General features: G+C 29.7%; 17 protein-coding genes and 3 pseudogenes. 14 read left to right on the top strand and 6 right to left on the bottom strand.

Annotated elements, in window-relative coordinates; all coding sequences use genetic code 11:
* Positions 1–74: 74 nt before the first annotated feature.
* From B5S50_RS09505 to B5S50_RS09485, 5 genes and pseudogenes are all read left to right on the top strand, one after another.
* Positions 75–1,112, top strand: coding sequence for a hypothetical protein (locus B5S50_RS09505; RefSeq protein ID WP_217303668.1), 1,038 nt, complete (start codon positions 75–77; stop codon positions 1,110–1,112).
* Positions 1,113–2,370: 1,258 nt separating this feature from the next.
* A complete protein-coding gene (locus B5S50_RS09500) occupies positions 2,371–3,573 on the top strand; it encodes an MFS transporter (protein ID WP_217303667.1) in 1,203 nt (400 codons plus the stop codon).
* On the top strand, positions 3,563–4,213 hold the full coding sequence (locus B5S50_RS09495; RefSeq protein ID WP_217303666.1) for a TetR/AcrR family transcriptional regulator: 651 nt from the start codon (positions 3,563–3,565) through the stop codon (positions 4,211–4,213). The genes B5S50_RS09500 and B5S50_RS09495 overlap by 11 nt, the downstream gene beginning before the upstream one ends.
* Before the next feature lie 557 nt (positions 4,214–4,770).
* Positions 4,771–5,169, top strand: a pseudogene (locus B5S50_RS09490) (recombinase family protein); the annotation flags it as partial.
* Between the two features lie 93 nt (positions 5,170–5,262).
* Positions 5,263–6,189: pseudogene (locus B5S50_RS09485) on the top strand (DUF2935 domain-containing protein).
* Positions 6,190–6,355: 166 nt separating this feature from the next.
* On the opposite strand, the gene B5S50_RS09480 reads toward B5S50_RS09485, so the two are convergent.
* Positions 6,356–6,469 (bottom strand): type II toxin-antitoxin system YoeB family toxin, encoded by a 114-nt coding sequence (locus B5S50_RS09480; RefSeq protein WP_217303794.1) that lies wholly within the window; start codon positions 6,467–6,469, stop codon positions 6,356–6,358.
* Between the two features lie 207 nt (positions 6,470–6,676).
* Here B5S50_RS09480 and B5S50_RS09475 point away from each other — a divergent pair, with 207 nt between their 5' ends.
* Positions 6,677–7,201 carry a flavoprotein gene (locus tag B5S50_RS09475; protein ID WP_217303665.1) on the top strand — a complete coding sequence of 175 codons (525 nt, stop codon included), beginning with the start codon at positions 6,677–6,679 and terminating at the stop codon, positions 7,199–7,201.
* Between the two features lie 157 nt (positions 7,202–7,358).
* On the opposite strand, the gene B5S50_RS09470 is transcribed toward B5S50_RS09475, so the two are convergent.
* From B5S50_RS09470 to B5S50_RS09450, 5 genes are all read right to left on the bottom strand, one after another.
* Positions 7,359–8,474: a helix-turn-helix domain-containing protein gene (locus tag B5S50_RS09470; RefSeq protein WP_217303664.1), complete on the bottom strand. Its 1,116-nt coding sequence runs from the start codon at positions 8,472–8,474 to the stop codon at positions 7,359–7,361.
* Between the two features lie 78 nt (positions 8,475–8,552).
* Positions 8,553–9,962, bottom strand: coding sequence for an MATE family efflux transporter (locus tag B5S50_RS09465; protein ID WP_217303663.1), 1,410 nt, complete (start codon positions 9,960–9,962; stop codon positions 8,553–8,555).
* Between the two features lie 103 nt (positions 9,963–10,065).
* Positions 10,066–10,911 carry a MerR family transcriptional regulator gene (locus B5S50_RS09460; RefSeq protein ID WP_217303662.1) on the bottom strand — a complete coding sequence of 282 codons (846 nt, stop codon included), beginning with the start codon at positions 10,909–10,911 and terminating at the stop codon, positions 10,066–10,068.
* Between the two features lie 138 nt (positions 10,912–11,049).
* Positions 11,050–12,228, bottom strand: a complete 1,179-nt coding sequence (locus B5S50_RS09455) for a M28 family metallopeptidase (RefSeq protein WP_217303661.1) — start codon at positions 12,226–12,228, stop codon at positions 11,050–11,052.
* A 215-nt stretch (positions 12,229–12,443) separates the two neighbouring features.
* Entirely contained in the window at positions 12,444–13,223 is a 780-nt protein-coding gene (locus B5S50_RS09450; protein WP_217303660.1) for a MerR family transcriptional regulator, read from the bottom strand.
* Between the two features lie 271 nt (positions 13,224–13,494).
* On the opposite strand from B5S50_RS09450, the gene B5S50_RS09445 reads away from it, so the two are divergent.
* From B5S50_RS09445 to B5S50_RS09415, 8 genes and pseudogenes are all read left to right on the top strand, one after another.
* A complete protein-coding gene (locus B5S50_RS09445) occupies positions 13,495–14,622 on the top strand; it encodes a hypothetical protein (RefSeq protein WP_217303659.1) in 1,128 nt (375 codons plus the stop codon).
* 423 nt (positions 14,623–15,045) lie between these two features.
* Complete coding sequence (locus tag B5S50_RS09440; protein ID WP_065078484.1) at positions 15,046–15,321, top strand: CD3324 family protein; 276 nt, start codon at positions 15,046–15,048, stop codon at positions 15,319–15,321.
* Between the two features lie 172 nt (positions 15,322–15,493).
* The gene (locus tag B5S50_RS09435; protein ID WP_217303658.1) at positions 15,494–17,038 is read left to right on the top strand and encodes an ABC-F family ATP-binding cassette domain-containing protein; all 1,545 of its coding nucleotides are present in this window, start codon (positions 15,494–15,496) and stop codon (positions 17,036–17,038) included.
* 135 nt (positions 17,039–17,173) lie between these two features.
* Positions 17,174–17,305 (top strand): hypothetical protein, encoded by a 132-nt coding sequence (locus B5S50_RS21820; RefSeq protein ID WP_302180681.1) that lies wholly within the window; start codon positions 17,174–17,176, stop codon positions 17,303–17,305.
* An 83-nt stretch (positions 17,306–17,388) separates the two neighbouring features.
* Positions 17,389–17,775: a DUF2935 domain-containing protein gene (locus tag B5S50_RS09430; RefSeq protein ID WP_217303657.1), complete on the top strand. Its 387-nt coding sequence runs from the start codon at positions 17,389–17,391 to the stop codon at positions 17,773–17,775.
* A gap of 560 nt (positions 17,776–18,335) precedes the next feature.
* Positions 18,336–19,604, top strand: a complete 1,269-nt coding sequence (locus B5S50_RS09425) for a glycosyltransferase family 39 protein (protein WP_254306740.1) — start codon at positions 18,336–18,338, stop codon at positions 19,602–19,604.
* 273 nt (positions 19,605–19,877) lie between these two features.
* Positions 19,878–20,645 (top strand): ABC transporter ATP-binding protein, encoded by a 768-nt coding sequence (locus tag B5S50_RS09420; RefSeq protein ID WP_217303656.1) that lies wholly within the window; start codon positions 19,878–19,880, stop codon positions 20,643–20,645.
* Positions 20,635–20,871 (top strand): annotated as a pseudogene (locus tag B5S50_RS09415) (ABC transporter permease); the annotation flags it as partial. The gene B5S50_RS09420 and the pseudogene B5S50_RS09415, both read left to right, overlap by 11 nt.
* Positions 20,872–20,887 lie beyond the last annotated feature (16 nt).

Raw genomic sequence — 20,887 nt, 5'->3', positions numbered from 1 at the left:
TTTCTTGACATAGCACCAATTATAAGTTAGCGCCTATAATTGATAAATCAAAGTTAGCTAATCAGTTATCAAAAGTGCTAGAAATAAATATAAAAACAGCATTAGTATGTATTGACATATTTACATTTAAACCATCATTTATGAATGAACAAATTTCTTTAGATATTTTTTCACAACCATTAGTATATGTTAGTGAAAAACAAGGTATATTTACTCCATGTTTTATAATGCAGATGAATGCAGAAAGAATAATTGATAAGATATTAGGAGCTATAGACTATAATCTAGAAGACAAAGGACATAGAATGGAGAAGGTAATAAATAGTCTGATTGCTAGAAGTGAGTATATTAAGATAAATAAAAATCAAATAAAATTTAAAGCATTTGATGGAAAAGATGTTGAATTTGATTGTATAGCTGTGTTTGAAGGTAAGCTTATAATTATGGAAATGAAATGTAGAACTACTCCATATAGTGATAAAGAGAGAAATGACAAAGAAGCAGTATTGCATGAAGCTGTAGAACAAGTAAAAAGAAGGGTACAAGTAGTACAAAATAATTGGGAAGAGATAAAAAGGAGATCATCTATTAAACTTATGGATAGTGCTCCACAGGAAAGTGACATTATAAAAATTGTTTGTTTTAATTTTTTTAATTTTACAGGACAAGTTATCCATGGAGTGTATATTACTGATTGGTCAGCAATAACAAAATATTTCAATTCACCTATAGATTATGCTAACGTAAGTAGAGGAAGTAGCATTAAGAAAGTAGCTGTTAGAAATATATGGAGAGCAAATAAACCAACATTAGATAATTTTAAAAAGTTTCTGGAAATGCCAAGTATGATGAAAAATTTTTATGATAATATAAAAATTATTTATAAACCTATTATACGCATTGAAGATAAAAATGACAACTTAGGTTTAATAGGTTTTTATTTGGGAAAAAATCCGTATGAAGAGTATTTTAAGTTAGCTGTCCAAACAAGTGAAAAAAATACTGATATAAAGGATACTGATGACTATTTAGAATTGATTATATATCAAAAGAGTAAAAAAAAGAGAAATAAGCAGAGTAAGACAAGTAGAAGACGGAATAGAAAAAAATAATTATATAAAGTAAACGTAATAGTCTATCTGTATTTTGATAAGTTAAGTATTCAAATACAATTTAATGTAGAAATTTTAACGTTATAAAACGTAGAAGCATAAATCCATGCGGTTAGTTTCCAACTTTATTATTTGTAATAAATATGATTAACTTAAGTATACTGCTGTTTAGTTTCCAACTTTAATATTTTTATTAAAAAATTATCTACCTATTAATCAGCTATTAGAAGTTCTTTCAGTTTCCGACTTTATTATTTTAAAACATATTGTCTAAGTATAATAGAGTTTGATTAAGAATAATAAAGTTTGGTTGAACCTCGTGAGAGTAATGAAGGGAAAATTCTTGAATACTTGCACGAGGCTTTTTGCTGCCCTGCGGACGTACCCAAGCATCTACAAAAGCGAAGTGCGTAGCAGTGTATAAAGCCTCAAAAGCCAAAATAAAGATAAATACAAACCGAAGGTCCTTACAAATCCTAGGCAAATCCCGTGTCTTGGTCGCTCCTGACCAAAAATAAAAATATATATAATTGTTCTATTATGTCGATTGTGTTAGCATTTTCTCCGGTTTTTCATTCCTTGTATGTCGCAGAAATCACTAAATAATTAATTAAATATGAAAGAAGCAGTTGTTAAGGTTGTGTGGTTCACCAAACCTTATTATAATTCAACACCAGACGCACGTTGAGATTGTGGTTAAACTAAGTAAGTAAAATCAACAATTTTACGTAAATTAAATATGAAAATTTGGCTATTTGCCACCGCTTTTTTTGAAGGGTGGCAAATTACTTTTAGTAGAAATACAACGGAAGAACAAGATTTTCATATTTAATTAGCAGAAATAGTATTACAAAAGGAACAACAAAGAGTAATAAATAAAGAATAGATGATTGTACAATGCAGATTTTATAGAATATTTAATAGTAATTTTAAGATAGAACTAGCGTATTATGTTTATAGTAAGCTAGTTTTCTTATTATATAGGAATTTTCTATTTTTTAATCTTAAAAAAATGCTCGGGAGGGTTTGATAAATCTTATATGTAATTTGAATTGAATATAGAGTATTAGGGGGGGTAGTCATCGGATAAATTACAATTGTGTAGATATAATTGATATTTGCAATTCCTCAAAGTGTGGAAAAATATAAAGTAGGATATCATTGACAAAATAAAAAGATAAATATATAATAATTTACGCTAGATAAATGATTTACAACATGTAAACCATTTACGTAATGTAAATTAGGAGTGATAACTATGGAAAATTCGTATTTTAAAAAACTACCTTTATTTATTTTGATGATAAATTTATTTATAGCTCTATTGGGACAGGGGATGGTTATACCAATTTTACCTGAGTACTTAAAACAATTTAATGCTGCCGGGAGTGCAGCAGGGTACTTAGTAGCTGCCTTTGGAGCGGCTCAATTCCTATTTTCACCTATAGGTGGGAGGCTTTCAGACAGACATGGAAGAAAAATAATGATTTTCTCCGATATGATTCTTACTGTTATATCTGATTTTATATTTGCAGTTTCTCCTTATCTGATTCTATTATATATAGCAAGGTTTATAGGAGGAATTGGTTTAGGAATAATGATTCCATCGGTTCTAGCATATGTGTCAGATGTGACTTCAAAAGATACACGAGCAAAAGGTATGGGGTACTTAAGTGCTGCTATGAATTTAGGTATGGTGTTAGGCCCAGGAATAGGTGGAATAATAGCTAATTTTGGAGTAAGAGTTCCCTATTTTTTTGCAGCAGCCTTAGGATTTGCTTCTACATTGTTAACATTAATACTTCCAGAAACTTTGCCTATAGAAAAAAGAACTGCATCAAAAGGATCTGAACAGCAGGAATCTATTGTAGAACAACTTGTTCAATCTGTTCATACTTCTTATTTTAGATACTTGATCCTCATTTTTATTATGACTTTTGGCTTAGTAAACTATGAAACTGTTTATTCGCTGTTTGTAGAGCATAAGTATGGATTCACAACTCAACAAATCTCTGTATTGATAACTCTTGGAGCAGCTATCGGTATTATTGTGCAGGTATGGCTTATAGATAAGGTAATAAAGCGTTATGGAGAATACAAAACCATAAGATTTTCTCTAGTTATGGCTGCTATTGCGCTTGTATTGATGATACTAAAAGTAAACTTTATATATCTTATACTAGTCTCATCAGTATTCTTTACATTTAACTCATTTCTTAGACCAACAGTAAATACTATGCTTTCAAAAGAGGCAGGGGATCAGCAAGGCTTTGTATCAGGACTTAATAATATGTATACAAGTTTAGGTAATATAATAGGTCCAATATTGGCTGGGAACTTGTTTGACAAACAAATAAATTTGCCTTATATTTTAGGTGCTTTTATTCTTTTAATAACAACATGTCTAGTGAAAAAAGAAAATAAAATTCAAAATAACGAGGTAATTGTAAATGAGCGATAGTTGGCATGAAAAAGTAAAAAATAAAAATAGAGATGAAATAATTGCAGCAGGAAAAGAGTTGTTTTTAAAGTATAATTTCCTTAATGTTAAAATTAAGGATGTATGTAAACTTGCAGGAATCAGCAGAGTTACGTTCTATAAATATTTTGATTCAATAGAAGAACTCATATTTGAGATTCATGTAGATATTTTAAATAATATGACACAATACATAAAGTCAGTTGATAAGTTAGATGCCAGTGGGATAGAAAGACTTAGATTGATGCTGAACGCATGGGTAGATTTTGGAAAACAGCACAAGGATCAGATGAAGTTTATTATCCTATTTGATCTTTACTATGAATGCTATAACCCTAATGAGGCATTGAGACTAAGGAGAGAAAAATTCCTCAGTAAAGAAATAAATGAACATTTTCTTAACTCAGTTATTAACACTGGAATTAAGGATAAATCACTAAGGGGAGATTTAGACACTATTAAAACCGGATGTTATATATTTTCAACAATTATGGGAGTCCTGCAAAGAATGAGTTCTACTGCATTGATTTATGAAAATCAAGATACGGTATTTGAGGAAGTTGCACAATCACTTGTGGAGAGTATTTTAAATTATATCAAAAGTAATAATTCTACAGTATAAAACTAAATTAGTAAACAGTATTCTTATATTGTAAATAACCCATACAATATCTTATAGAGCATAACTTGATCTTTTTTATTTACTTGTAAATAAATATTTATACTAGCACTTTAATAATTATAAGGCTATATATACTGTTTAAATATGGACTTTTAACTTGCGGAATACAGATGTTCCATTAGGTTGGGAAAAAGGCAAACTTTCATTTTTATGCTTTTGTCTGATTCTAAAATAGAATAATTGAAACTTTGAAATAGAAATTGAAATATTGAAATAAAGTCTCATTAAAAATTTATTATTAGGTATTTTTAATAATAAATTCATTTTAGAAAAAGAGAGGGAAAATATCTACATTGGCAAATTCAAATATTTTATTAACTGTGCGAGTGGCTTATGTTATAGATATATAAGAAGCTTAGTAAGAAAAGCATATGATTATATAGTTAAACAGATAACAATATTTTTAAAAAATCTATAAAAGTGTTTGAAAAACCATAACTTTGTTTATATAGGGATTAGTTCTATAAATAAAAGGATATTTGTTAGGCCACAACTTTTTAGTAACTGACCTAATTAGATTAAGTAGGAGTACTAAAAATTTATTTAGTTTGGTAGATCAGATTGAAAAAAAGGGTGCTAATATTAAAAGCCTAAAAGAAAATTGGCTGGATACTACAATGCCATAAGGTAAATTAATGTTTACTTTTATATCTGGAATAAGCCAATTTGAAAGAGATTTAATAAGCCAAAGAACAAAAGAAGATCTTGCTGCAGCAAGAGCACACGGCAGAAAAGATGGCAGAAAACCAAAGCTTGACGATAATAAAAAGAAAGCAATATATAAATTATGTCAGTAGAAAGAAACAACAGTAAAAAATCTATGCATTATGCTTAATATAAGTAAACCTACTCTATACAAGAGCACAGAAGAAATTAGTAAGAACCATGTATCATAGTGATATTATAAAGTTATAATTAATACGCAGTTGTAATAGTTATATATTCACTTAATATAATGGTAACAAAGAAAGTTTTAAGGAGAATTAACTATGCTATCTAGAAGTGAGTTTATACGACAATCACTGGGATTGAACCTTTTCTTTGCATGGATTATGAAGGAACACTCTTTCTTTTTGCAAATAGGGTTTACTTCGAAAAGTTCAGGTTATATATAGTATGCAAATGATTTTAGGATGGCATTTGATAGACTTTTAACTAATACCATAGCTCTGTCAAACGGAGTTGTTTCAACGAGTGTATTACAATCTAATGAAGTAGTAACACCTTTTACAGTAGAAGCTGAAAAGGCATCATCCTATTTTACAGGAGTAGAAATTCCAACTAAACTAACTGAAGTAGAAACTAGATTAATGGGTAATACCTCAAGATCAGGTAAACCTTCTATTTATCGAAAAGTAATTATGATTAATGAGGAAGCAATGAGGCTAACTAGGGCTTTAGCACAGTTTAAGGCTAAGCTACTGTCAGATGTTGTATCCTGTAGAATATTTACAACTAACTATCCTTTACTTATAGATCATATTTTAAGAGAAGCAAAGTTTTATTTTCACCTAGTTAGAAAATTACAAAATCATGAAGATGTGAATTTGGAAAGAGAAGCTTATGAGCAAGAGGCTTTTTGGAACAGGATTATGGCTGAACATTCAAAATTTATTCGAGGGCTTCTTGATCCAACCGAAGGGGAACTTATAAAAACGGCAAATAATTTTGGAAATGAATTTGATAAGCTTACAGAAGAAGCAAGGGAAGCTATGGATAAAGCATTGCAAATTTCAAAAGTTACAGATAGCAGTCTGAAAGCAACCATAGAAATAAGTAAATTTAAGGCACAAGGTACAGAAGGATTGGTAGAATGTAAGATTAAGTCCATAATAATACCACTTTTGGGCGACCATACCTTACGTGAAGCAAATCACTATTTGCGTCTATTAAAAATATTTAGTAAAACGGTATAAAGGCTAAAAGTCACATGATATAATTTGTTTCCTATATATTATAGAATAGCTGTACATCATGTGGTAGTACATATTTTTTGCAGTACTCCTAATTTATTTGTCTGATTTAACAATATTCTTATTTTTCATAGTGTGTCTTACATTGCGCTATTTCAATTTGACTATTTTAAATGTGGTATACCAAATGGTTTACATCATCAAATCTTCTACTCCAAAAACCCTGTAACTCATAGTTTAATAGTTCGGGTTTTCCAGTACTATAATATCTATTGAGATCAATATCTTTAAGAAGTTGATTTTAAATAAAAAAGCCGCGAAAATACTGATGGGAGAAGAGATTGGAGTGTTGAACTTAATTTGATGTGCACAAAGTAAAGTATTATAAACTTGGTCATTCGTAGAGGAGTTTGGATTAATTTGTAGAATTTATATTATTGTGTAAGTAATTGATGAAACAATAAAATTATAAGAAAATGGGGGAGTAAATATGTTATCAGGAAAAATAATAACTTTAGGGATCACAGCATGTAGCCCAGCAAACCAGTCGCTTATGTTAATTAAGGAATTGAAAAAGCGTGGAGCACAGGTGCATGTAATTATGACGACAAATGCAGCCAATTTTGTTACACCGCTTATGGTACAGAGAGAGGCAGGAACGCCTATACAGATTGAGCAATTTGAACTTCCAAAGGCTTATGATATGAATCATCAGTCGCTGTCATTTAAATCTGACTTAATGCTTGTTGCACCAGTTTCTGCTAATACTGTTGGAAAAGCAGCAAATGGAATAGCAGATAATCTTCTTACTACAAATCTATTATCGACAAGTGCACCTATTATTTTTGCAACTCATATTAATCCGAAAATGTACAGCAAACCAAGTGTACAAAGAAATGTGAAAACACTTAAAGAAGATGGGGTAATATTTGTTGAAAATAAAGAGGCAAAATTTCCAAGTCTATTTCCAAGCATAGAGGCTATTATTAAAACAGTTGAAGAAGTAATTGGTTAAAAATGATTTTAACCAAAATGGAGCTATAACTTAATATAGTTCCATTTTAGCTGAAGCAAAAGATTTTCTTCGTCTTAAATAAGAATATTTATTTGATTAAGTTGGCTCATCTGTGAAGCAGAAACTTTAGAAGCTGTGACAGTGTCAAATAAGCTTTTTATAGGTTTCCTAATTTTGATTTCACTGATTCAAGGATACTCTTAAATTTGGGCTGATCCTTAAATGCTGCAAATGCCGGATTTTCTGTGATTGCCTCAAGTATGCTTCTTTTAATGACCTTTTCATCTCTAGGTGCCTGGTTTCCTAAATCAAATTCTGCAAACCAATTATCAATACTATCAAAAAACTCATCGCCGTGTAGTTCAAATGAAAGTGACTCCGATGTGCATATATCCGCATATTTTCTTATCATATCAATTGCCTTATCCTGATTATTTTGCATTGCATAGCACTGTGCTGCTGTTAAATATATCTTTAGCATAACTCCGGGATGAAGATTGTTTAAATTGAAAAGCTTGGCTGTGGAAATTGTGCGCTGGAGTATATTTTCAAACTGCTTTGGAGTATCCTGATCCAATATAAAATAACTTGGCAATATATCCATCATATTAATTAAGTGATGATATATACCAACCTGTAAAACTTCTTTTGCCTTTTGTATATTTCCTGTCATCTGATATGCACTTGCCAGTATTACTTCATCTGATGGTTTAGGTTTCATTGTTCCATTCAGTAATTCCTGAACTTCTTCTGGATGCTGTAGTATGAGAGAGCAGGCAGCTTCAAGTGAGTTTGCCTCATTTGTTACATACACATCATCCTCTTCTGTTCTAATTCTCTGGCATAAATCAATTACTTCATGAAGAACGGACTCCTGTGCTTCCTTGCCCTTTGCCAGCATATAATGGTTCGTAAGAAGTACAGCCATCTGCACTAAAAGAGGAAAACAAGAATAGTATTTTTTTATGATCTCATGACACTCATCTAGAACATCTTCAAAAGGTTTGCTGCTAAATTCACCAGCTAATTTATTATAGAGTTTTTTTATATCATCCTTTGTCATCTGCGGCTCATATCCTATAAGATCATCTATACTGATATTAAAATATGCTGCAAGCTGTGGAAGAAAAGTAATATCAGGGTAACTTTGACCTGTCTCCCATTTAGAAACTGATGCTTTGGATACACCTATATATTCAGCCAATTTATCCTGCGTAATGGCTTTTTCCTTACGCTTTGCAACAAGTGTTTTTGAAATATTAATTTCTTTCATAATTATCACCCCATAATGTAATTATACGGTTTTAATATATGATAACAATGGATTAAAAGTTGATTTTAGTTGATAAAATCAACTTACAGTTAACTTTGGATATTCCTTAAGTTCTGAGGTAATAAGAATAATAGTCACTATAACTGATAATATTTCTGCACAGGGTCCTGCATATAAAACTCCTAAAACTCCAAGAAATTTAGGTAAAATTATCATAAGGGGAACTATAAAGAAGGTCTGTTTACATAGTGTGAGAAGCATTGCTTTTCCAGGTTTACCTACAGCCTGGAAGAAAATACAACTTGTAAGTTCAAAACCTATAAACATACATAGCATCAAAAATATCTTAAAAGATTTTAATGCAAATTCATTATATAATGCACTATTTTGACCAAATAGATTTACTATACCCTGTGTAAAAAACTGAAATATAATAAAGCCTATTATTGATACAACAGTTGCTATTTTTATAAGCATAAAATAGGTATCTTTAACACGTTTAAAATTTTTAGCACCGTAATTGTATCCAAGTATTGGTTGACCTCCTATGGCTATACCTATTACCACTCCTAATAAAAGATCATTCACTTTCATTACAATACCTATTGCTGATATGGGAATATCACTGCCATAAATTGATTGTGCTCCATAAATTTTAAGCATATTATTGCTTACTATTATTATTATTGTTACTGCTGCCTGGGTAATTAAACTGGAGATTCCTAAAAGCATTACTGTCTTGCTCACCTTTACATCAAGCTTCAAATATTCTCTTTTAAACTTTATGTTTTTAAACTTTTTAAGGTAACTTAGAGAAATTGTGCAGGATAAGATTTGTCCCATTATTGTTGCTATGGCAGAACCTTTAACCCCCATACTGAAATGAAATATAAGTATAGGATTCAAAACAATATTTATAACTGCTCCTACTATCATCGCAAGCATTGAATATTCCGGGCTGCCATCTGCACGTATTATTGAATTTAGACCTGCTGCCAAAATCATGAAAGGAAATCCTATTAAGATTATTCTCATATAATCCAGTGCTACAGAAATGTTAGTGCTTGTAGCCCCAAAGCTCCAAAGCAGCTTTTCCATAAAAATATATCCAACTGCTAAAAATATCAAACCTAAAATCACCATCAAAACAATTGCATTACCTATTGCCTTAGCGCCCTCTTCTTTGTTCTTTTCTCCTAATTTTATACTGTAAAAAGCAGCTGCTCCATCTCCCAAAAGTAGTGAAAAACCTAAGGCTAAAACTACAAGTGGAAAGGTTATATTTGTAGCTGCATTACCAATATAGCCTACTCCCTGACCAATAAAAATCTGGTCCACAATACTGTAAAGAGCATTGACCATCATTGCAAGTACGCAGGGAATTGAAAACTTCATAATAAGCTTGCCAAGCTTTTCATTTTCAATATAGCTTTCATTAGTTTTTGTACTCTTTTCGCTCAACTTACATACACCTCTTTCAAATTTCATATAGACATTCACCGAAGTTAACAAACTTATCTAAGATATATATTTCTGGTGTGAATATCTACAATTGAAAGAATACTGCATACAGTAACGGGAGAGTCAACACTTATTTTAATGATTTTATTGGAACTATAAGTTCAGTCACATAATTTTCTTCATCTACTGTGTTCATTATGTCCACAAGATAATTATCTACAGGTTCACCGCAAATTTCATATCCATTTTCATAAATGTATTTATACAACTTTCTATAAGTATCTATCATACTATCATAACTTCCATAATGAACAGCAGTAACAGCTTTAAAACCTCCAAACTTTCTAACTAAACCATCTATTTCTCTTTCCTCAGATACAGCTAGGCAAACTTCTATATCATAATCTTGCTTTTCTTTTTCTTCAAAATCGATACAGTTATCATAATACACTGCCATAGCATTTTTTATAATATGAAAATTATTTCTTTCAACTAATGAAATCAGCTTACAGTACCTAACTGTAAATTCTTCAATAGTACAAGGTCCCTTGCTTCTGAGATAGGCAACATAAGAAACCGGTATTTCTTTTATCTCAATTTTAAAATCCTTATTTTTTTTCTTTTCCTTCTTACTTTCTTTTATGAAAAACTGTAATTTTTGTTTTAGCATCTTTAAATCGTTAATTTTATTATCAATTTGTATACATTTTTCATTAATTTTTCTTGTGTTATATTCTAAATTTTCTCTCCCCAAAAGAACTTTTATTTCCTTTAATGAAAAACCCGCTTCCTTAAAGTGCTTGATCACAAGCACTAAAGCCAATTGGTCATTTGAATAATATCTATAATTACTGTCTGGATCAATCTTTCTTGGTATCAACAGTTTTATTTCATCATAGTATCTGAGTGTTTTTATTGGAATATTGCATATTTTAGATACTTTTCCTATTTGATAAAGTTTTTTACTTTCATCCATTGTATTAATCAACTCCTTATATAAACGCAGTTAACTATATTTTATCATAACGGACATATGCTAAAAAAGATTCTAAAATTAAGCTGCTTATTTATGCAGTTTAAATTTAGAATCCAAATTTATTCATTCTAGAAATACTTAAACAGAAAGAGTTGAGATAATTTCAGTTATATATTTAACTATATGGCCAATCATGTCAAAATCAATGCTATCCAACGTATCTTTTCGCGTATGGGTGTATTCTAAGGCACCACTAAAAAGATCTGATGATGTTATTACTAAACAAGGTATACCACGAAATATAAAAGGAGCATGATCTCCGGCATACCAATCCTTACCTTTAACAATTTTTTCACTCTTACCTATAGTGCAGTTTATAATGTCACTTATATTATCACTCAGATTGTGAAAGGAAATGGCAGTTTCAGCTCCCTTATGGCATGGTGAATCTATATTAATCATGAGCCTAATTCTATCTTTTTCATTATCAATTAATTTTAAATATTCCATTTCACCACACGCACCATAAAATTCTTCACTATTAAATGGTACAATCTCTATATCGTATGCTGTAGATTTCAATACTTTAGCCACCTGCAGCAACACTGCAACTCCTGCTGCATTATCCAAAGCTCCAGGTGTATTATATTTTGTGTCCATATGAGCACCTATAACAATTTTACCCATTGATTTTTCAGCTTTCTTTAATGCTACAATCTGTCGGCTTTTAGACAATCTCTTATGGGAATCTATTGTTAAATTTACAACCTTACCTAAAAGCTCCGCGGCCTCAATTTTTGATAAGGTTTGATCATTTATATTTGCTGATGGTATTAAAAAGTTTCCATCTTCAAAAAGCGGAAATGGATTTTGCCCATTTAATGGATTTTTACCTGTTACAGCAATAATTGCCTTTGGCTTCTTTCTTTCAAGTAGAGAAATAAGATATTTATGCTCTTTCGGATAATAAAATGGATAGTCCTTGGGCTGCAAAGGACTTTCTGCAAGCTTTCCTGACAATACTAAAATAACATCATTACAATCAATATCCTCTAATTCCTTCACAGTTTTAACCATAATCAATTTACCAATTCCTTTAAAAGGCTCAGAAAAGGGACTTGGATCAACCTGGAACAAGTGATTGCTACTCATAAGAGTTGATTTTGCCTTTTCCCAAACAGTACATTCAAATGGCAGAGACTTTATTGAATAGTTCATATGTTTAAACTTATTTTCTAAAAAATTTACTATTTCATCATTTGCAGCTGTTCCTACTGCACGTTCTTTCGTGATAACTTCAAAAACCTTACTTATCATTGTTTTACCTCCAGTTTTTATAGTTTAGGATGAAAAAACAACACACCATCCTTCTATTAAAAAATAACATAGAAAATATAGGGTGGTGTGCAAGTGTAAGGTTTTTTATAAACAGAGTTCTTGGCATCAGATGGAGTTTTAACTCCACCTGATGCTTAGAAATCGTTATCCAGGGACGTAGCTGCTCTTTACTCCAACTTGGAGAAGTGGGAGTATTAGAGCAGGTAGTCATCGGACAAGTTTTTCATCTCTTCAATAATTGAAGGTATTTTTTGAGCTGCTTCTAGTAGTTTATTTAGTTCATAAAGCCAGCGATCTCCAACTGAGAAAAAATCATCATACTCTTGACAGTCCAGTGATGATGCCACTAACTCGGCATGTCCTTTATCATACATTGAAATACTACGATGGATCGAGGCCATGCTATATCCCGACTGTAATAACATGTATATAATGTGTATTCTTCCTAAATCAGTACTTGAATAAAGTTTTTCACCTTTTGTACCTACTTTTTCTGGAAGAATTAACCTATTCCTTTCCCAGTTTCGAATGGCTTCAGCAGTGACTCCCATATAATTAGCAATATCTTTACGTGATAGCATTTTATTTTCTAAAAAAATTTCATTATTTTTAGTTGAGTTTGCCCAATTCTGCAGCATTTCACAGGTCTTTTGAGCCTTCTTAATTTCCTGTTCAATTATCTGTATATAACAATCTGTATTTTGTTCTGCTTCATCCCACTGCTTTTTTGATATTGACCACATGATTTTATTGCCGGCATTTCTTATGTGACTGTTTGTAAAAGGATAGCCAAAAATGCACCGGCAAACCTTTATTTGTAGTACATGTAATTCTCCAAATATGCGGTAGTTATTTATATTTCTTTTTGCTTTAGATATAAAGCCTAGCTTTTCATATAGTCTTATAGTATTGGAATGAACACCATACATTTTAGCTAAATCAATAACTTTATATATTTTTTTCTTTTTCTCCATAATATCTCACCCTACCAGTGGCTCATCTATAAATTTAGTTTCATTTTTTATTATATCCCCTAAAACATTTAAAATAAAAGCTTTCCTTAAAATCTCCTGGACCGTTTTTCTATCCTAACAAATATATAAAACAAGTATTTTAACTCTCAAATTTAAAACAATACTTTTCAACAACATCAGGAGGTAGCTAACAATATTGGTAAAGCTTTGAAAATTTACTACGAGAATATTGTTAACGTATTTTTATTTATTATAGAAGGAGTTTTGAATTATGAATGTTAATAGTATCTCAAATTCAGCAGAAAACAGACTTTATACAAATGAAAATTTATGGGATAAAAATGGCGATATTACAAAAGCCAAATTTGATACAAGTAAAGCCTTAAAGATTGAAAATGCAAATGTTAATGAAACAAACAGAGCTCCATCAGAAATATTATATATACCATCAGAAGATATAGACTACGAAAAGTGCACAGGGAAAGATGGAAAGGAATTTACTGTAACTAGTTATTGTAAGATTGAAGGTGAAACTTTAAATAAAGATTATTTAGATGTATTTGCTTCTAAAGCTCAAGGAAAAGATGTAAATTATTATGATTATTATGTAAATAATTTTGTAGCAAAAATAGCTCAAAATTTTAGTGATAGCAGTAGTTTAAAAGAGGATGAAACGTCAATAAAAAAAGGAATAACTGATCTTGTTGGAGAAATGAAAAGAAATATTTCAAAAGGTGTTTCCAATAATATAGAAAACTTAAATACTAAGTTTAAGGTAAATGGAGTTGATTTTACTTTAAAAGAATTAGTGGATTCTTCAAAGGTTATGGATTATGCATGTTCTATTGTAAATACTTTAGGTGGTATGGATTATAGTGACTATGCAGAAATGGGGATAGCTAAAGGTAAGGTAAGTTCTTATGCAGAAAAAAATCTAAATGTAGAGCAGCAGAAGTTACTTAATTCAACTATGTCTGCAAGAATACAAAAGGTTATAGATTCAGAGCCAGAAATATCAACTGTAATTGAAGACCTGAAACGTGTAAACATCAAAATTGACATGGTTACAGATAAAAATAGTAAATACTATGCTGTAAAAAGCTTAGAACGTGCCACTAATAAGGAATATGCACAAAAAATTATGAATACTTTTGCAAATGTAGATTATTCAAATACAAAAAGTTTTGATAAAGCTATAGAAGAATATAAAGTTCTAATAAAACCTGTATTCGAGGAAGCAGGTGTTATAAACATGGGAAAAAATGATGCTTTAGATTATGGAATTAATTATGAGGCTAATACTCTTAAAACTTTATTTAATAAAGATTATAAAAGAGTTATTTCATCAAGTGTTAAACTTAAAAGCCTGCATGGACATTCTTTAGATGTTTATAGATAAATTTTAAATTTGTTATTGAAGTCATCTTAAATTAAAGCTTTGAAAATGTTGGAGTTTATATTATACTTAATTTGATTGTATTTCGAATCTTCAATAGTTTTTATGATGTATGAGTTCATAGAATAATTATTGTAAATATACAATTAGTAGATTAAGGAAAAAAGGGGGAATTTATAATGATTTTAGTTATAAGAGTTAGCTCCATGCAAAGATTGTAAAAACATGGAAAAATTTTGTTTGGAGCTGCAGGGAAAACAATGTTAAACTTAATTTATGTATGTTTCAAAATGACATTTTTAAATCATTATGAGTAGTGTATAAGTTAATTAGCGACCCTATAATTTATCAATTTAGTTTTTACATGTTTTGTTCAGTCTTTGCTTCACTATTTACAAAGTAAATGTAGATTGGAGCAGATGACTTATGAAATATGAAAAGGCACAGAATGTATTACCACAATGTATAATTCAAGCAATTCAAAAATATACCGATGGAGGATATATTTACATTCCTAGGAAAAATGAAAATAAAAAATCCTGGGGAGAAAATACTGAAACCAAAAAGTATCTTTATATAAGGAATAAAGAAATTTTTAATAAGTATTGTACAGGAATATCTGTTAAAAGCTTATCTAAACAATATTACTTAACAGAAAATAGTATTAGAAGAATAATCAGAAAACAAAAAAAGCATGGTTAATGTAAAACGGTATATTAGCATAAAAAAGTATGCTAATATACCGTTGTTTTATATAGTCACATATAATACAGAAATATTTATGAGCTTGAGTATTTATAGCATGAAATGATATGCTTTAAAAGCGCATAATATATTAATTTGGAAATACATAGATAAAGGAAGTAAAGAAATAATGAGTATTTTAACAGTTGAAAATATGAGCCATTCATTTGGTGAAAGAGTATTATTTAAAAATACATCTTTTAAATTATTAAGAGGAGAGCATATTGGTCTTATTGGTGCTAATGGGGAAGGTAAGTCAACCTTTATGAAAATTATTACGGGAGAGCTTTTGCCAGATGAGGGTACAATTGAATGGAATCCTAAATTTAGCATAGGCTATATGGATCAGCATGTTGATCTAAAAAAAGGAAATACTACATTAGACACTTTAAAGGGCGCATTTTCGAAGTTATTTGATATAGAGAAAAAAATAAGTGACTTATGCAACAAGCTTGGTACTATGGATGAAAAGGAATTATCCAAAGCTCTCAATAAGCTATCAAATATGCAAGAAACTTTAGACAAAAACAACTTTTACAGTATTAATTCAAAAATACAATCTACAGCAGCAGGTCTTGGGATTAGAGAACTTTTAGATAAAGACGTTTCAGATTTAAGCGGTGGACAAAGAACAAAGGTTTTACTTGCTAAGCTTTTACTTGAAGCACCAGACATTTTGTTATTAGATGAGCCTACTAACCACCTGGATGAAGAACATATAGAATGGTTAAAAAGCTATTTAATAAATTATGAGAATGCCTTTATATTGATATCCCATGATAACAGCTTTTTAAACAGCGTTGTCAATGTAATATATCACCTTGAACACAAAATCTTAACTAGATATCACGGAAATTATGATTATTTTCTCAGGCTTTATGAAATAAGAAAACAGCAGCTGCAGATTGAATACAAAGAGCAGCAAAATGAAATTGCAAAGCTTGAAGATTATGTGAGAAAAAATAAAGCGAGAGCTGCAACGGCAAAACAAGCAAAGGCAAGAGAAAAAAAGCTAAGTAAAATTGAAAGAATAGAAATTAAAAAGAACCTTATAAAACCTCGCTTTAATTTTAAAAGTGTAAAAATGCCGGAAAGTGTAATTTTTAGAGCCAGCAATTTAGTTATTGGATATGATAAGCCTTTAAGCAGACCTCTAAATCTAAAAATGAAAAGAGGAGAAAAAATTGCAATAACTGGAGCCAATGGCTTAGGAAAAACAACTCTATTAAAAAGTTTGCTTGGATTATTAAAACCTGTAAATGGTAAAGTAGTTTTAAGTGACTATAAAAAAATAGGCTACTTTGAGCAGGAAGTTGCAGAAAGTAATACCCATACGGTTTTATATGATGTTTGGAAGACTTTTTCTGATTTGACCCAAACTGAGGTTAGAAGTGACCTTGCTAAATGTGGACTCACAAGACAGCACATAGACAGTCCTATTAATATATTGAGTGGAGGAGAACAGGCCAAAGTTAGATTGTGCAAGATCATCAATAAACCAACCAATATATTAGTTTTGGATGAACCAACTAATCACTTAGATATCTATGCTAAAGATGAGCTTAAGCGTGCTTTAAAGGAATATGACGGCAGCATAATTTTAGTGTGCCATGAACCAGAGTTTTATGAAGAAATTGCAACGAATGTGTGGAATTGTGAAGACTGGAAGGTGTGAGTATTAGAGCCGGTTAAAATAATCGGCTTTTTTCTCGTCTTTTATACCATTACTAATAGAGATAAGTGTATATGTTAGTTAATATGTGATAATAATAAAAATAATATTAAACTTTAAGAAGAGGAGTGAGATTAGGTGTCGCGAGGCTTAGAAATATTTTTAATTACTATAGGTGGATTAATTACAATTGGAACAATAGTGGTTGTATTTATAAAAGTTATGGTTAATATTACAAAGTATGTAAATGAAAAAAATGGGTCATATTAGAATGAATAAGTTTTATGGTAACAATGTTGAAGAACGTACATAAACTAAATGTAGATTATAAAAGTTGTATGGAGGAAATTTTTTTGCCTAATGAAAAACAAGATCTATTATTTTGGACAGGTATAATGAGAGATCATGCTATATTTCAAAATAGTGCATTAACATCTAAAGAACTACCATATATTCAGAAAACAATAATTTTTAGAAACTTTTTTCAAAAAACTATGGACAAAATTGAAAGTGAGGACAATTTTGATGAAAATACATCTGGTTTAATTGAAGTTCTTAATGACCTCATAAATTTTAAAGTAAGTATACTTAAAGGTCTTTTGACCTGTAAATTAGAGATGAATTTGCCGCCAACTCTTATTAGTCATCAAATAAATGAAGCTATGGAATTTAGACTTCAACTTATGTACCCAGAAGATTATTTAAAAAGTATTCAAGATCCTCCCAGACCATATGATTAGAGAGCATAAATACTATCTGGATAAAATTAATGATTATATGAAAAGTAAAGAATGTTAAATATACTTTTTACACACCTTACAAGTGCTGTGGAACTACTTTAAAAATAGTGCTACAGCATTATTTTACTTTTTGTTTTGAAAGTTTATAAAAATGATTCTAGTTAAGTAGAATAGGGTACAAAATTTAACATGAAATTTGGGAATATATTTATCACATGATTTTATGATAAATTCTTAATCATATATATGAAGGTTTTTATCCGATGACTACCTGCTCTAATACTCCAACTTCTCCAAGTAGGAGTATTAGAGCAGCTATGTCCCTGAATAATGATTTTTCCTAAAGGATAACGCCTTCTAAGTGCTGAAGCACTTAGAACTCTGTTTATGTTAAAGAAAACAATATAACAAAAATGTAATGTTAATGAAATATAGTTCAATTGATGATATAAATAGAATCTTATAAAATAAGTTACATGAAATGACGTTAATAGGGCCAGTTAATATCTCAAAATGAAAATATTATATAAACTATCAATAATATTGCAAAGGAGCGCGATATGAATTATATCAAAAAAAAGTTTACAAACTTCATGAATATATCTTTAAAAAATCTTTTCCTATTGATTATATTAGGAAGTATAGGAATGTCATTTTTAAGTCTTATAAAGTTATCATTCAAAAATATAATATACTTAATAATAAGTAGCTTAATTTTATTTTTAATTTGTTCATTAATAGGATACTTTATTTGTAAACTTTTAAAAAAAGGTTACTCTGATAAAGTAATATTATTAATAATTTTGTTATTAGCATTTTCATTAAGGCTATTATACATTTTATTAATAGATGTTAAACCATTTTCAGATTTTGAAATAATTTATAATTGTGGTCAAAAATTTGCATATGGAGACTACTCAGCCTTTAAAGGTACAAGCTATATAGCAAGATTTCCCCATTTAGCGATATTAACATTATATTTTGGAATGATAATTAAATTATTTCCAAATGCTTTACTGGTAATTAAATTAATAAACATTATTTTATCAACAATAAATGTATATATTATTTATTTGATAAGTATAGAATTATACGGAAATAAAAAGGAATCAATCATAATTTCTTTTATAGCATGTGTATTTCCAGCATTTATATTTTATAATTCTGTAATTTGTTCAGAAAATTTAGCTATAACATTTTTTTTAGGAAGTATCTACATATTTATTTTAGTAATAAAAAATAAAAAGAGTTCACTGTGGGCTCTTGCTTCAGGATTATTATTAAGTATAGGTAATCTTTTTAGAATGGTAGGTATTGTTGTTATTATAGCGTACATTTCTTATTTAATAATTTATTATCAAAATAAAAAAAGCATTATGATAAGTATATTATTAATAGTTTCATTTTTAATTCCATTAGGCACTACGAATACCATATTGTTAAGATTGAATATAACAGAATATTCGCTGTGGCATGGAAGAGAACCAGCTGTATGGACCTCTGCCTTAAAAGGTACAAATATTAAAGCTCTAGGTATGTGGAATAATGAAGACAGTCAAGTATCAGAAAAATATAATTTTAATTATGATAAAGTTGAATCAGCTTGTAAGTCTATTATTAAAGAGAGATTGACGAGTACACCATTGTATGAATTAATTGGATTTTATATAGTTAAATTTATAGGACAATGGTCAAGTGGTGATTTTTCAGGAGCATATTGGTCTACAGGTGCGATTAGCATATTAAATTCAAGATTTACTTTGAGCATAGTATTATTCTTTTATTCTCAAATATTATATATTATTTTAATGATGTGTATATATAGATGATTATTTCATGTAAAACAATATTTACATAATAAGCTAATAAACTTACTATATATAATTTTTTGTGGTTTTGTGCTGCTTTATTTAATTACGGAGCAGCAACCGAGGTATGGTTATATAATATCATGGGTATTTATATTAATGTATCAATTACCAATGAGACAAATAACGGATTAAGTGATATACATGCAAAATTGAATCACTTGATGGTGATGTAATCAGATAACAAAATTATTAATGTTTAGAATAGTACTAAGAAAAAAGGGAGAATTGGGAATGCAAAATATATTAAGTGTAGAAAAAATTGAAAAGTATTATGGTAGTAAAGATAATGTAACAAAGGCTATAGATGATATCAGCTTTAAGGTAGATGAAGGAGAGTTTGTTGGAATAATGGGACCTTCAGGAAGTGGTAAAACTACATTACTTAACTGTATATCAACCATTGATAATGTTACTGTGGGAAAGATAATAATAAATGGTAGTGACATTACCAGGTTAAAATCAAAAGCATTGGACAAGTTTAGACAAAATGAGTTAGGCTTTATATTTCAAGACTTTAACTTATTAGATACTCTTACAGCTTATGAGAATATAGCTTTAGCATTAACAATAAAAGGCGAGAAAATTTCAGAAATAGATGAAAAAATAAAAGCAGTAGCTAAATATTTAGAAATAGGACAAGTATTGAATAAATATCCTTATCAAATGTCAGGAGGACAAAAGCAAAGAGTTGCCTCAGCAAGAGCAATAGTAACTAACCCATCCTTAGTACTGGCAGACGAGCCAACAGGAGCACTGGATTCAAAGTCTGCTAGGTTATTACTTGAAAGATTTGAAGAGCTAAATAAGAATTTAAAGACTACAATACTTATGGTTACTCACGATTCTTTTACAGCTAGCTATGCTCATAGAATACTTTTTATTAAAGATGGAAGGATTTTTAACGAGCTTATAAGAAGCGGTGATACTAGAAAAGAATTCTTTAATAAAATTATAGAAGTTATAACTCTTCTTGGAGGTGATGACAACAATGTATTCTAAGATAGCTATAAACAATATTAAGAAGAGTTATAAGGATTATACTATATACTTTTTAACACTAATACTGGCTGTTTGTATATTTTACAGCTTTAATTCTATAGATTCACAAAAGGCACTTATTGATGTAAAATCCTCAAATGCAAAATACATATCCAGGTTAATGGAAATGATGTCTGGCGTATCAGTATTTGTATCAATGATATTAGGGAGTTTAATATTATATGCTCAACTTTCGCACATAA

Source organism: Clostridium sp. 001, assembly GCF_019056555.1.
Taxonomy (GTDB): Bacteria; Bacillota; Clostridia; order Clostridiales; family Clostridiaceae; genus Clostridium_B; species Clostridium_B ragsdalei.
The sequence above is the reverse complement of the archived record's forward strand: the minus strand, read 5'-3'. Positions and strand labels throughout refer to the sequence as shown.

What these genes read in the sequence shown, in the direction of transcription:
- B5S50_RS09440 (WP_065078484.1), top strand. Translation starts at nt 15,046, where the DNA reads ATGAAATATGAAAAGGCACAGAATGTATTACCACAATGTATAATTCAA.
- B5S50_RS09495 (WP_217303666.1), top strand. Translation starts at nt 3,563, where the DNA reads ATGAGCGATAGTTGGCATGAAAAAGTAAAAAATAAAAATAGAGATGAA.
- B5S50_RS09425 (WP_254306740.1), top strand. Translation starts at nt 18,336, where the DNA reads ATGAATTATATCAAAAAAAAGTTTACAAACTTCATGAATATATCTTTA.
- B5S50_RS09475 (WP_217303665.1), top strand. Translation starts at nt 6,677, where the DNA reads ATGTTATCAGGAAAAATAATAACTTTAGGGATCACAGCATGTAGCCCA.
- B5S50_RS09420 (WP_217303656.1), top strand. Translation starts at nt 19,878, where the DNA reads ATGCAAAATATATTAAGTGTAGAAAAAATTGAAAAGTATTATGGTAGT.
- B5S50_RS09445 (WP_217303659.1), top strand. Translation starts at nt 13,495, where the DNA reads ATGAATGTTAATAGTATCTCAAATTCAGCAGAAAACAGACTTTATACA.
- B5S50_RS09450 (WP_217303660.1), bottom strand. Translation starts at nt 13,223, where the DNA reads ATGGAGAAAAAGAAAAAAATATATAAAGTTATTGATTTAGCTAAAATG.
- B5S50_RS09435 (WP_217303658.1), top strand. Translation starts at nt 15,494, where the DNA reads ATGAGTATTTTAACAGTTGAAAATATGAGCCATTCATTTGGTGAAAGA.
- B5S50_RS09500 (WP_217303667.1), top strand. Translation starts at nt 2,371, where the DNA reads ATGGAAAATTCGTATTTTAAAAAACTACCTTTATTTATTTTGATGATA.
- B5S50_RS09455 (WP_217303661.1), bottom strand. Translation starts at nt 12,228, where the DNA reads ATGATAAGTAAGGTTTTTGAAGTTATCACGAAAGAACGTGCAGTAGGA.
- B5S50_RS09470 (WP_217303664.1), bottom strand. Translation starts at nt 8,474, where the DNA reads ATGAAAGAAATTAATATTTCAAAAACACTTGTTGCAAAGCGTAAGGAA.
- B5S50_RS09460 (WP_217303662.1), bottom strand. Translation starts at nt 10,911, where the DNA reads ATGGATGAAAGTAAAAAACTTTATCAAATAGGAAAAGTATCTAAAATA.
- B5S50_RS09465 (WP_217303663.1), bottom strand. Translation starts at nt 9,962, where the DNA reads ATGAAATTTGAAAGAGGTGTATGTAAGTTGAGCGAAAAGAGTACAAAA.